General features: G+C 66.0%; 8 protein-coding genes and 1 pseudogene. 4 read left to right on the top strand and 5 right to left on the bottom strand.

The window, feature by feature from the left end; genetic code table 11:
- Nucleotides 1-47 precede the first annotated feature (47 nt).
- The 3 genes from NFE57_RS02400 to NFE57_RS02390 all read right to left on the bottom strand — a co-directional run bounded on the left by NFE57_RS02400 (nt 48) and on the right by NFE57_RS02390 (nt 5,411).
- Nucleotides 48-2,903, bottom strand: coding sequence for a TonB-dependent receptor domain-containing protein (locus NFE57_RS02400; RefSeq protein ID WP_252133976.1), 2,856 nt, complete (start codon nt 2,901-2,903; stop codon nt 48-50).
- 223 nt (nt 2,904-3,126) lie between these two features.
- Nucleotides 3,127-4,416 carry an aspartate aminotransferase family protein gene (locus NFE57_RS02395; RefSeq protein WP_252133975.1) on the bottom strand — a complete coding sequence of 430 codons (1,290 nt, stop codon included), beginning with the start codon at nt 4,414-4,416 and terminating at the stop codon, nt 3,127-3,129.
- Entirely contained in the window at nt 4,413-5,411 is a 999-nt protein-coding gene (locus tag NFE57_RS02390; protein WP_252133974.1) for a phosphotransferase, read from the bottom strand. The genes NFE57_RS02395 and NFE57_RS02390 overlap by 4 nt, the downstream gene beginning before the upstream one ends.
- A gap of 312 nt (nt 5,412-5,723) precedes the next feature.
- Here NFE57_RS02390 and NFE57_RS02385 point away from each other — a divergent pair, with 312 nt between their 5' ends.
- The 3 genes and pseudogenes from NFE57_RS02385 to NFE57_RS02375 form a co-directional block, all read left to right on the top strand.
- Nucleotides 5,724-6,635 carry an ABC transporter permease gene (locus NFE57_RS02385; RefSeq protein WP_252133973.1) on the top strand — a complete coding sequence of 304 codons (912 nt, stop codon included), beginning with the start codon at nt 5,724-5,726 and terminating at the stop codon, nt 6,633-6,635.
- Nucleotides 6,632-7,465, top strand: a complete 834-nt coding sequence (locus tag NFE57_RS02380) for an ABC transporter permease (RefSeq protein ID WP_252133972.1) — start codon at nt 6,632-6,634, stop codon at nt 7,463-7,465. The genes NFE57_RS02385 and NFE57_RS02380 overlap by 4 nt, the downstream gene beginning before the upstream one ends.
- A gap of 32 nt (nt 7,466-7,497) precedes the next feature.
- Nucleotides 7,498-8,808, top strand: a pseudogene (locus NFE57_RS02375) (peptide ABC transporter substrate-binding protein); the annotation flags it as partial.
- A 262-nt stretch (nt 8,809-9,070) separates the two neighbouring features.
- Here the strand turns inward: NFE57_RS02375 and NFE57_RS02370 are convergent.
- Nucleotides 9,071-10,714, bottom strand: a complete 1,644-nt coding sequence (locus NFE57_RS02370) for a dipeptide ABC transporter ATP-binding protein (protein ID WP_252133970.1) — start codon at nt 10,712-10,714, stop codon at nt 9,071-9,073.
- Nucleotides 10,715-10,898: 184 nt separating this feature from the next.
- On the opposite strand from NFE57_RS02370, the gene NFE57_RS02365 reads away from it, so the two are divergent.
- The gene (locus NFE57_RS02365; RefSeq protein WP_252133969.1) at nt 10,899-11,630 is read left to right on the top strand and encodes a GntR family transcriptional regulator; all 732 of its coding nucleotides are present in this window, start codon (nt 10,899-10,901) and stop codon (nt 11,628-11,630) included.
- Nucleotides 11,631-11,637: 7 nt separating this feature from the next.
- On the opposite strand, the gene NFE57_RS02360 is transcribed toward NFE57_RS02365, so the two are convergent.
- Nucleotides 11,638-12,876 carry a serine hydrolase domain-containing protein gene (locus tag NFE57_RS02360; protein ID WP_252133968.1) on the bottom strand — a complete coding sequence of 413 codons (1,239 nt, stop codon included), beginning with the start codon at nt 12,874-12,876 and terminating at the stop codon, nt 11,638-11,640.
- Nucleotides 12,877-12,981 lie beyond the last annotated feature (105 nt).

Genomic DNA, 12,981 nt, shown 5'->3' with positions numbered 1-12,981 from the left:
GTGGCGCCGCCGCCACCCCTCCCCTGCGCGCGCCTGCGCGTCGTCGATCAGAACGTGTAGGTCAGCACCGCCGAAAATGTCGTCCCGAGATTGGGATAGAGGGCCCCGCCGTCGCGCCCCTGCGACACCAAATTCCGCCGCGGCGGCTTGCTATCGAAGATGTTGTTGACGTTGAAACGCAGGTTCGCGTGTTGGGTCACGTCATAGGCGATCGATAGATCATGGAACATCTTGCTGCCGGTATAAGGCAGATCATACATGAAATCGGGCAGTGGTGACGCCACCAATTCCGACGCGGCCAGCGAGACGCTGGAAATGTAGCGGGCGTGCCAGGTAACGGCTAGCCGCTCGGTCGAGTAGGTCGCCGAACCGGTCATCTCCCATTCGGGCGTGCCGCCAAGCCCACCAGGCTGGCCCGGACGAAAGCCTTCCAGCTTCCGCTCGGTGCCCGGCGCCGCAGCATCGGCGAAGTAGCGCAGCTTATCGACCCAGGTTCCGCCGACGTTGAGGTTGATGCGGCCGGGCAGCGGCGCCGATAGCGCCGACAGCCGGAAGGCATAATCGATATTGAAATCGATCCCGCTCGTCTTGAGCAGGCCAACGTTGAGGAAGCCCGAACGGACCGCGCTGATATTGTTATCCGCGCCCCGCGTGATCGCCGAGCAGGCCGGGCTACCCGAGGGATTGACTGGATTGTCCACGCAGGTGTTGAGGATGGTCTGCGCGTCGAGCGGCGCGATCGCCCCCGTCAGGCGGATGTCATAATAATCGATCGCAATGCGCAGGCCGGGAATGACACGTGGGGTGACCGTCATCCCCGCCGTCCAGGTATCGCCCTTCTCGACATCGAGATTGGGGTTGCCGCCGAAATAAACGGGTTTGGACGAACTGTTGGCGGTGAAGCTCGCCGGGATGCCAAGCGCGGCGCAATTGCCGGCACGGCTCGACGTGCCCTGATTGAGATTGGGCGCGCTGCACGGATCCTTGAGGAACAGGAAGCTCTGGCTCTGCGACGAGAACAAGGCGTCGGGGCTCGGCGACCGCACCGCACGGCTCCGCATGACGCGGAAACGCACGTCCGGAATGGGGGCGTAAGTGCCGCCCAGATTCCAGGTCCAGTCGGTGCCGGTCGTATCGTAATCCGAAAGGCGCGCGGCGCCCTGGAAGCTCAGTTCGTCAATCGCCGTCATATTGGCGAGGATCGGCACACGCAGCTCGCCAAAGGCCTCTCTGACGCTGACCGATCCCTTGGCGGGATCCTGACACAGCATCTGAATACGGCAGCCGCGCGTCGCATGCGACGGCATGATATTGATCGCGTTGCGCCGCGCCTCAACGCCGAGCACCGCGCTGACCGGGCCGGCAGGAAGCGTAAAGAGATCGCCCGCGATGTTGGCCCCCGCCATCGCCAGCGTCTGCCGCGCGGCATAATTGTCGTCGACCAGGCTGTACGCGATGCCCGCCGGGGTTGCCGCCGGATTGAAGACGTTGAGCGGCTGGCACCCGCGCGCGCGCGCATCGGCGCTGGCGCAAGCCGGCTGGCCGTTCATCAGCACGACGTCGATCGATTCAAGAAACCGGTCCTGATCGCGGCCGCCTACCAAATGGCTCGCGAGCGTGTTGCGGCCATATCCGGCAAAAACTTCGTATTTCAGCCCGAGCGTTTCGCCGCGAATGCCGCCGGTATATTGCTGGCTGATGCGCTCGTTATCCGCGCCGCGGCGCCCGAAATCCTCGTAGATGCGGCCGAAGGGGAAGGCCGGCAGCCCATAGGTCGCTTGCACCATGGCGCCGAAACCGGCCGGTACGAAGGGGTTGTCCACCGAAATCGGGACGTAACCATATTCCCAATCGGCGATCGGCTGCCAGCGCGTGCTGGTCGCGCTGTTGGTATAGCGACCTTCGAAAAACAACTCTGCGCCCGACGCAATTTCGTAGCGCAGGTTGGCCGCCATCGAAATGCGTTCAACCGGCAGCGAGAGATTGTCATATTGCTGGTACGTGCCGCCGTCGCCGCCGATCTGGGTGCCGAACACATCGATTCCCAGCACGCCATAATCATACGGCCGGATGCTCTGCCCGCCCGGCGCGACCGAATAGACGCCGGGCATGCCGAACGCCGCGAAATTGATGATCCCGAGCTGCGTCGGCCCGAGATAACTGACGTTGGTGTGATGGGTGAGGTACGGATAGCCCGCGCCGTGGCTGTTGCCGCCGATATAGATATCGGGGTTGTCGAACGCATAGAAATTGTCGGACGCGTAGCTGCGCGCGGTCGCTTTGACGCCCTTCACGTCGTCGTAAAGCGCGGTGAAGGTGATATTGCCGCGCCCGCCATCGAAATCGGTGCCCGCGAGCATCGACAGGCCGTATGACCCACCGTCGCCGCGCGCCGTCATGCCACCGCGGCCGCGCAGTTCGAGCCCCTTGTAATCGTTCTTGAGAACGACATTGATGACGCCCGACACAGCATCGGCGCCATAGACCGCCGAGGTGCCGCCGGTCACGATTTCGACGCGTTCGATCAGCGGTGCCGGAATGGCGTTGAGATCGACCGCGTTGGTGCCGATCGCGCCGGGCACCTGTCGCCGCCCGTTCACGAGCACGAGCGTGCGATCATAACCGAGCTTGCGCAGATCGACGAGATTACTACCCGCCGCTGCGTAGAAATTCTGCGAGTTATTCTCGTTCAGGCCAACCGAAACCGGGCCGAGATCGGTCAGGATGTCGGCAAGATTGTCGGTCCCCGATTGCGCCAGTTCCTCGTCGGATACCTGCAGCACGGCATAGGGCACCTTGTCGACCGAGGTCGACAGGCGGGTACCGGTCACGACGATCGCATCGCCGCTCCCCGCGCGCTCGGCCTCCGGCGCCTCCTGGGCAGAGGAAAGGGCCGGCATCATGCCGACAAGCGCCATCGCGGACGCAGCAAGTAATTTGGTTCGCATCGGGCGCCCCCCCAAGAAAGTTATTATGACTAGTATTTGTGATCACAAATACAGGCGATAGCCGGTCCGGTGTCAAGCGTATTGTGATCACATTTTCGGACTGACCGTGCGGAGCAATGCACCTTCCCAGCGCTTCACCACACGTTTGGCAGCGTCGTCATGATCCTCGTCGGGCCGATCAGCCGGCGTGCTGCCCGTCGATATCCCGGAGCGATGCGGCGAAGGCGGCAACCAGAATGTCGCTATGCTCGGCACCGAACACCAACGGCGGACGGATTTTGAGCACCGCACCGTCGCGGCCAGTCGCGCTGATCAGAACGCCGCGCTCGCGCATGGCGTTGACCAGCTGGTGCGCGAGATCACCATTGGCAAGCCGGACGGCGATGGCGAGACCCACACCGCGAACCTCGAGCACGCGTGGGTCGCCGACCGCGGCCAGCGCTTCGACCAGATCGGCACCGACCCGTTCCGCCGACGCGGCGAGACCGTCGCGCTCGATGATGTCGAGCACCGCGAGCCCGGCTGCCGCCGAAACGGCGTTGCCGCCAAAGGTGTTGAAATAACGCACGGTGCCGAACGCCGCGAACAGCGCGCTGCGACCGGCAACCATCGCGACGGGGTGACCATTGCCCATCGGCTTGCCGCACGTCACGAGGTCCGGCTCGAACCCCTGCCACCTGAATCCCCAAAAATCGGGCCCGACGCGGCCAAGCCCCGCCTGCACCTCGTCGGCGATGACGACCCCGCCGCGCTCGCGGATCGCCGCGACCGCCGGGGCAAGCACACGCGTCGTCCCGAGAACGCCATCGCTCGACAGCACGGTATCGACCAGCAAGGTGGCCGGCCCGAATCCGGCCGCGGCAAGCACGTCGGCCGCCTCGGCAACGCGGGCGGCAAAGCCTGCCGCCGGATCGGCAGCGGCGAGATCGGGCGGCGCCACCGCGCGAACGAAACGGTGCAGGCCGACCGAATCGCCGAGCGACGGCGACATTCCCGCAAGCAGCGCCGTCACGCCGTGATAGGCATTGGCGGTGACGATGACGCCGCGCCCGCCGGTGGCGGCACGCGCGATGCGCAGCGCAAGATCGTTCGCCTCCGACCCGGTGCAGGTGAACATGACATGCGCGATGTCTCCCCCCAGCGTCGTCAGCATCCGCTCGGCATAATCGACCACGCGATCGCCAAGATAGCGCGTGTGCGTATTGAGCGTGGCCGCCTGCGTCGCGATCGCCTCGACCACCGCCGGATGGCAATGCCCCACGGGCACGACGTTGTTATACGCGTCGAGCAAACGCGTGCCGTCGGCTTGATACAACCACACGCCCTCTCCGCGCACCGGATGCACCGGGCGATCGTAGAACAGGCGATAGGCGGGGCCGAGCGCGCGAACCCGGCGATCGAGCAGCGCCTCATCATCCGCGTCGAGCCGATCGCCGGCAGTGCCGGAAAATGCATTGATCATCGTCATGGCAAAAACGCCTCCCCTCGCGGCAATCCGCCGCCACCTTCCGCGTAAAGCCGGGCAAGCCCGCCGACCGCCGCCCACGCGTTGCGGCGCAGATAGCCTGCCTCTGCGGGTCGGCGCGCGGCGCTGTCGGCGGTGATCGCAATCGTCATCGCAAGCCGCGCGGCCATGAACAGCGGCAGCACCTCGACTTCGGTCGGATCAAGCGCACATTCCGAAACGTAGCCCGCAACCACGGCGCGCGCGCCGGCGAATCCCTCGACCAATTGATAACTGGCAGCAATCGCGAGATCGGCCACCCGAGGGCCGTAATGCATGTCGCCGAGATCGATGATGCCCGTGATCGCACGCCCCGAACGATCGACGATGACATTGTAGGGGTTGAGATCGCCATGGATCACTTGCGTGGGCAAGGCGCTCCAATCGCCGGCAGCTGCCTCCGCGAATTGATCGAGGCCCCGCATGGCGAGCGCGCGCGCATTCGCATCGGGCTCGGCCGCGATCAGCGCGCGCGCGGCCGGGCTGCGGCGGACATCCCAATCGATCGCGCGGACGGCAGCGGGATGATCGAACGTCGCCAGCGCGGTGACCAAGCGCGCGGTGATCGCGCCGAGATCGTTGCGCAACCCGGTGTCCACGCCGACCTCGCGCATCAGCGCGCCTTCGCAATAATTGACCATCCACGCCAGTTGCGCGCCGTGTTCGACCAAGGGCGCGCCATCGATCGTCGGCACCGCCCGCGGCACCGGCAAGCCGGGATCGGCGCGCGCGATATGATCGAGCGCCGCGATCTGCAGCGGCACCGCGACCTCGGCCTCCTGGCGCTCGACCAGCTTGAGCACGTAATGCGCATCGTCAGTCGCGGTGATCAGCAGATTACGGTCGCGCTCCCCGCCCAGCGGACGCACGCTCGCAGCCGCCACGAAACGGCGCGCGAGCGCGAGATTGGCGGCCGCCTCGTGCTGGCTCGCGATGGCCGGGGCGATAAAACCGCTCAACGTCGCGTACCAAGTGCGCGCACCTGGGTTTGCGCGTTCCCCTTGCCGCAGCGACGATGCAGTTGGACGAATCGCATCCGATCTGACCTCTATTTTGTGATCACATATTTGATGTCGGGTTAAACGATGACGTCGGCCAACGCAACTGGAACCCGACCGAATCCCCCCTGCCGACGCCATTTTGTGATCACATATTGCCCCCTCAACCACGATATGCAAAGCTGCGGGCATGACGATATTCAGCGAGCGTGGGAGGAAGGCGGACCGCGCGCCATCCACCATCCCGACAGACACCGATGGAAAGTGTGACGCATGTGGCGACTGATGGTTCGCCGGACCTTGGTCGCCGTCCCGATCCTGCTGGTGATCGCGTCGATGACCTTCGCGATGCTGCACGCGGCCCCCGGATCGCCGTTCACGGGCGCGAAGGTGTCGCCGGCAGTCGAGGCGCAGACGCGCGCGCGGTTCGCCCTTGATCGGCCGCTACCCGAACAGTTCGTGCGCTATCTGGGCAACGCGGTGACCGGCGATTTCGGGCCGTCGCTCAAATATCCCGGCCGCACGGTTGGCGGGATCATTGCCGAGGGGCTGCCGACCAGCGCCATCATCGGCGGCCTCGCCTTGCTGTTCGGCACGGCGTTCGGCGTCACGCTCGGCATCGGCGCGGCGCTCCGGCGCGGCGGCGCGATCGACCGCATCGTCGGCACGGTAATTCTGGGCGGGATCGCCGTCCCCACCTTCGTGATGGGGCCGATCCTGATCTTCGTCTTTTCCTCCCGGCTCAAACTGCTCCCCAATGGCGGGCTCGTGGGCGCCTCCGCTTACGTGCTGCCGGTGGTGGTCCTCACCATTCCTCTGATCGCCGCGATCGCGCGGATCGTGCGGACCGAGATGATCGCGAGCCTGCGTTCGAACGCGGTGCGCAGCGCACGCGGACGCGGGCTGTCGCGCCGCCGCGTGGTGCTCGGTTATGCCCTGCCACCGGCGCTGATGCCGCTGATCAGTTTCCTGGCGCCCGCCGCCGCGGGGCTCATGACCGGCTCGTTCGTCGTCGAACTGATCTTCGGCATTCCCGGGCTTGGGCGCGCCTTTGTGCTGGGCGCCCTCCAGCGCGACTATTCGCTCGTGATGGGGGTGATCCTGCTTTACGCCACGCTGATCGTGATCATGAACCTGATCGCGGATATCGCCTATGCCGCCATCGATCCTCGGGTGCGGCTGTGATCAACCTACTCGTCCGATTGGGCCGCGACCGGACCGGTCGCCTCGCTGCCGCCGCGCTGGTGCTCCTGTTGCTGGCCGCGCTGGTGGGGCCGTTGCTGACGTCGTTCGGCTTTGACGAGATCAACAAGCCCGACCGGTGGGTGGCGCCACTGAGCGCGGGCCATCTGCTCGGCGCCGACTGGCTGGGACGCGACCTGCTCGCGCGGCTGTTGACCGGGTTGCGCGTGTCGCTGATCGTCGGACTAGCCGGCACGTCGGCCGCGCTGGTGATCGGGGTCGTGGTCGGCGTCGTCGCGGGCTATTTCGGCGGCTGGGTGGACGCGCTGCTGATGCGCGCGGTCGACATCCTTTATGCCCTGCCGTTCATCATCTTCGTCATCCTGCTGACGGTCACCTTCGGCAACAGCCTCGCGATCATTCTCGTCGCGATCGCCAGCGTCGAATGGCTGACGATCGCCCGCGTCGTGCGCGGCCAGACGCTCAGTCTCAAGCAGCGCGAATATATCGAGGCGGCACAGGTGATCGGCGTCTCCACCCCGGCGATCATGGTGCGTCATATCATTCCCAACATGGTCGGCCCGGTGGCCGCCTTCATGACGCTGAGCATCCCCAACGTGATCCTGGCCGAGAGCTTTCTCAGCTTCTTCGGGCTCGGCATCCAGGAACCGCTCGCGTCGCTGGGCACGTTGATGAGCCAGGGCACCAATCAGATGGAAATCGCCCCGTGGATGCTGATCTTTCCCGCCCTGACGATGGTGCTGGTGCTCGGCACCTTCAACCTGCTCGGCGAGGCGATGCGCCGCGCGGCCGGAACGGAAGCAACGCGGTGAAGAGATACGCCCCCCTCCTGGCGCTGGGCCTCATGCTGGCGGGCTGCGGCGAACAGGCGCAGCCCTCGGCGTGTCCCGCCGGGCAGAAGTGCCTGCGCGCCGGCATCATGTCGGACCCCGGATCGCTTGATCCCGCACGGTCGTTCGTCAAGCAGGACCAGACGATCCTGGTCGACCTGCTGACCGGGCTGACGACCTTCGACGCACAAGGCCGCATCGTCCCCGGGCTGGCAACGCATTGGGAGACGAGCCCCGACGGGCTGGTCTGGACCTTCCACATGCGCGAGGCGCAATGGTCCGACGGGGCGCCGATCACCGCGGCAGATGTCGTCTTTTCGATGCGCCGGATCGTCGATCCAGTCACTGCGGGCTCCTACGCCAGCCTGTTATATCCGGTGCTCAACGCCGAGCCGATCAACATCGGCAAGGCGCCCGTCGACAGTTTGGGCGTCACCGCGCCCGATCCGCATACTTTGGTGATCCGGCTCGTCCACCCGGCCCCATATCTGCCTTCGCTCCTCACTCATTACGGGCTCCTGCCGGTGCCGGAACATGCGGTGCGGCGCTGGGGGGATGACTGGACCCGGCCCGGCAGGTTTGTTTCCAGCGGCGCCTATCGCCTCGCCGAATGGCGGCTTGGCGACCATCTGACGCTGGTCCGCAATCCGCGCTTCTACGCGGCCGACGACGTCTGTCTCGATCGGGTGGATTATTATCCGAGCCCCAATGCGACCCTCGCCGAGCGCCGCGTGCGACGCGGCGAACTCGATTGGCATCCGACCTTCGACGCAACGCGCACCGCCTATCTGCGCGGGCCCGGCGGCATTCCCGATTATGTGCGAACGCACGCGTTCGGCCATATCATCTATATGGCGTTCAATCTGCGCGATCCCGCCTTCGCCGACATCCGGGTGCGGCGGGCGATCGCGATGGCGATCGATCGGGACTTCATCGCCGGAAAGGTGCTGACGGCTGGGCAACGCCCGACCTATAGCTTCGTCCCCACCTCGCTCGGCGCGCTGCCGGCAGACCCGCCCTGGGCCGATCTCGATTTCGATTCCCGACGCGCGCTCGCGACGCGGTTGATGGCGGACGCCGGCTATACGCGCGACCATCCGCTGAAGATCGAGATCAAGTCGATCATCGGGATCGGCACACCCGCCGCCATCGCCGCCGATCTACGCGCGATCGGTGTCGATGCGCGATTGTCGGTCGCCGATATCGCGGTTTTCTTCAGCGATCTGCAACTGGGCGGCTTTCAACTCGCCTACACCGACTGGATCGCCGATTATCCCGATCCGACCAATTTCCTGAACCTGCTGCGGACCGGGAATTCCGCCAATTACGGCGGCTATGCGAACCCCGCTTATGACGCCCTGATCGCGCGCGCCGAAGCCGAGGCCGATCTCGACCGTCGTGCGACCTTGCTCCAGACCGCCGAGCGGCAGATGCTGCTCGACGCGCCCGTCGCGCCGGTCTTCGTCAACGCGGCCGGCAATCTGGTCAACCCGCGCGTAACCGGCTGGCACGACAATCGCGACGACGTTCACCTGATGCGTTATGCCTGCGTGAGCTAGACCGCCTTGAGCGCGCAACCCCGGCGCTTCAGCCGCGCACCCAATGATCGGGCGCGACGGCGACAAGGTCGCCCCCCTGCCCGGTCGGCTGATAGCGATCGGGCCGCGCCGACGATGCCCCCGGATCGGGCGACAGCACCGCCCCGAGCAGGGAGCGCGTATAGGGGTGCCCCGGATCAGCGAACAGCCGGTCCGCTGATGCCAACTCCATCACCCGGCCGTGGTGCAGCACAAGCACATGGTGAGCAATGGCGCGCACCACCGACAGATCGTGCGTGATGAACAGCATCGCGAGCCCGGTGTCGCGCTGGAGGGCGATCAACAGATCGATGATCTGTCCCCGGATCGAAACGTCGAGCGCGGACACGGCTTCGTCGCATACCAGCACCCTGGGCTTGAGGATCATCGCGCGGGCGATCCCCACGCGCTGCGCCTGCCCCCCCGACAGTTCGGACGGATACCGCTCGGCCAGCGCGGGATCGAGCTCGACCCGGCGCAACGCCGCGATCACCGCCTCGCGCCGCGCCGCGGCGGTCAACGCCGGATGGTGCACGCGCAGCGGCTCTTCGACCGAGCGCCAGATCGGCATCGCAGGATCAAGGCTGCCTTGCGGATCCTGAAAAACAATCTGAACGTCGCGCCGCACCGGCAAGTCCCACCGGCGTTTGCCCAGGGTCAGCGGCGATCCAAGCAACGCGGCCGATTCCGCCTCGGCGGCGATCAAACCGGTCACCGCACGGGCCAGGCTCGATTTGCCCGATCCGCTCTCGCCGACGATCGCCAGCGTCTCGCCGGCGCGCAGGACGACATCGACCCCATCGACCGCAAGATGATGACGGCGTGGCGCAAACGCCCGCCGTGCAAGCGGATAGCGGACGCTCAGCCGCTCGACCGCGAGCACCGGCGCGCCAGCCTCCGGGGGAAGCACGACCCGGCTCGGCGCATCGATCCGGCTGATCGCCCCCAACAATGTTTGCGTGTAGCGGCGCTGGGGTGCAGTGAGGATCGCGGTGCTGCTGCCGGCCTCGACGATCTCCCCATCGCGCATCACACACACGTCATCCGCCATGCGCGCCACGACGCCCATATCGTGCGTGATCATGATCAGGCTCGTCCCCTGCGCGCGCACCAGATCGGCGAGCAGATCGAGCAGTTCGGCCTGGATCGTCACGTCGAGCGCGGTGGTCGGCTCGTCGGCGATCAGGAGGCTCGGGCGGGGCGCCAGTGCGGCGGCGATCATCACGCGCTGCCGCATCCCGCCGGACAATTCGTGAGGATATTGCCGCAAGCACCGCGCCGCATCGGGGATGCGCACGCGATCGAGCCATGCTTTCGCCTCGGCAAGCGCGGCGCTGCGCGTCATGCCGTGATGCCGGCACAGCCCGTCCGCGATCTGATCGCCGATCCGTAGATGCGGTGCGAGCGCGCTCAGCGGGTCCTGAAAGACGACGCCGATCTTCGACCCGCGAATGCCGTTGAACTCGCGCTCGCGAAGCCCGACCAGTTCGCGCCCCTCGAACCGGGCCGATCCCGAAACCTCGCCATTGGCCGCGAGCAGGCCCAGCAAGGCGAGACAGGTCTGGCTCTTGCCCGAGCCACTTTCGCCGACCATCGCCAGGCATCGGCCCGCCGCAACATCGAACGATACGCCGCGCACCGCCTCGGTTGTCACACCGTTTCCGCCGCGAAACCGTACGCGCAGATCGCGGACGACCAACAACGGCTCCGTGGTTCTCCCGCTATCTGGCGTGTTGCGCGTCATCAATTGATTGTCTTGCACGATGTGATCACCAATTACGTCCCAACGCTTGCGCCATTGGCGCTCTCAAGCCAAAGTCGCTGGCGAAAGGCCCTTCATGACAGCTCTCGACGTCGATCACATTCCCGCTGCCGACGACGGCGCGACCATTCAGGAACGCGTTTACGATCATTTGCGGGGCCTCCTCATGCGGGGCGAGATCCAGCCGGGACAGAAGATAACGCTGCGTGGCGCCGCCGAGGCGCTCGATGTCAGTATGATGCCCGTGCGCGGCGCGCTCCAGCGGCTCGAAGCCGAAGGGGCCCTGATCGCGCGCGGCGGCAAGCGCGTGCTCGGCGTGCCCGACCTCGATCCCGACAGCTATCGTGAAATCCGCGACATCAGGGTGGTGCTCGAAGGGCTCGCCGCCGAACGCGCTGTCGACCATATCCGCGACGCCGAGATCGCGACGACGCGACGCCACTGCGCGGCAATGCAATCGGCTGCCGATGCGGGCGATGTCGGCGCGTATGTGCTGGCCAATTGGGCGTTTCACCGATCGGTCTACAAAGCGTGCCGGATGCCGACGCTGACCACGCTGATCGAAGCGATGTGGCTGCGGGTCGGCCCGTACGTTCCCAGGATGATGCCTGACCGGGCGAGCCTGGTCGATTCGATGGCGACGCATTGGGCGATCGTCGACGCGCTCGCACGGCGCGACGGCAAGGCCGCGCGGCGGGGCATTGTCGACGACATCAGCGCGTCGGCGGTGGCGTTGATCCATGCGCTGGAAACGACCCCCACCGCCGTGACCGGCCCCGGCAAACGCAAGCGTGGCAAGCAAGGCTGACGCGCGCTTACGGCGCCGTCGCCGCACGGTTCGCCGGCTTCAGGACCGGAGCAAAATCGGGCGCCGCCGCGTCGTGCACCGCGCCGTAGAAGAGCGACAAGGCGGCGAACAGGTCATCGCCGATCGGCGCCGGCCACGCCGAGTTGACCGCAATGACAAGGCGCTCCTTCGGATACACCAGGATCGACTGGCCAAAGATGCCCGATGCCTCGAACGCGCGCGCGCCGATCCACCATTGGTAGCCGTAACCCGACGGCGCCGGCTGATCGTTGGCGATCCTCACCGAGGTCGCGTCGGCAAGATATTGTGCCTCCATGACCGGCGCGCCGTCCACGATTCCGCCATCGAGCACGAACTGCCCAAGCCGCGCATAATCACGCAGTGTCATCGACAGGCAGCAGCCCGCCGATTCACGGCCCTTGCCATCGATCAGCCACGCGGCATCCTGCTCCATGCCATAGGGTTTCCAAATCTTTTCTGACAGATAGTCGGACAGCGTCATCCCAACGGCACGCGACACCACCATGCCGAGCAGATGGCTTTCGGCGGTATTGTAATGCCAGGTCGTGCCGGGTTCGTGCGCCCGCTCGAGCTTGGCAAGATGCTCGACGACGAAATCCCCGCCGCGCGCGCTGATCGCGTGGGTCAGCGCGAGATCCGATACGCCGTCGACATAATCCTCGTACCAGCGAACCCCGGAACTCATCGTCAGTATGTTTTCGACGGTGACGCCATCATAAGCCGACCCCACGAGTTCAGGCATGAAGCGCGTCACCTGATCGCCGAGCGCGAGCTTGCCGTCGCGGATCGCGGCGCCAGCCAGCAGACCCGCCACCGATTTCGCCACCGAGAACGACGTCCAGCGCTCGTCGGGCTTCCGGCCGAGGGCATAACGTTCGTAGACGATCTTGCCGTCGCGCAGGATGATGACCCCCGACGACCTGTATTCGTCCATCCATTTCTCGATCGTCAGTTCGCGCTCGCCCTGTCGCCAGCGCGGCGCGATCGGCGTCCCGTTCGCCAGCGCGTGCACCGTTTCGCCGCGCTTCACAACGCGCGAGGGGAGCTGGTCCTCCATCGCCTTGAACATCCGCACCTGCTCATCGAGCGTCCACGGCAGCGCCGGGCGCTCCGTCTCGGCGGCGGGCACGGCCGGGGTCGATGACGCCGGCGCCGGGGCGTCGGTCGTAGCAGCGGGCACCATCGTCGCGGCAACCAGCCATAGCGCACCGGTCCATAGCATCATCGCTCTCCCTCAATTATGTGATCACATAATACACGGCTCTTCGGGTGTGGCAACCGCATTTGTGGCGCGGGCAAGCGTCGTCATGCGCCGGCAACGGTGCGGCCG

This window comes from Hephaestia sp. MAHUQ-44 (assembly GCF_023806085.1).
Taxonomy (GTDB): Bacteria; Pseudomonadota; Alphaproteobacteria; order Sphingomonadales; family Sphingomonadaceae; genus Sphingomonas.
Note: the sequence above shows the minus strand (reverse complement) of the source record. Positions and strands in the feature narration are given on the sequence as shown.

Coding starts and splice junctions, on each gene's coding strand:
- NFE57_RS02400 (WP_252133976.1), bottom strand. CDS start 2,903: ATGATGCCGGCCCTTTCCTCTGCCCAGGAGGCGCCGGAGGCCGAGCGC.
- NFE57_RS02365 (WP_252133969.1), top strand. CDS start 10,899: ATGACAGCTCTCGACGTCGATCACATTCCCGCTGCCGACGACGGCGCG.
- NFE57_RS02385 (WP_252133973.1), top strand. CDS start 5,724: ATGTGGCGACTGATGGTTCGCCGGACCTTGGTCGCCGTCCCGATCCTG.
- NFE57_RS02395 (WP_252133975.1), bottom strand. CDS start 4,416: ATGACGATGATCAATGCATTTTCCGGCACTGCCGGCGATCGGCTCGAC.
- NFE57_RS02360 (WP_252133968.1), bottom strand. CDS start 12,876: ATGATGCTATGGACCGGTGCGCTATGGCTGGTTGCCGCGACGATGGTG.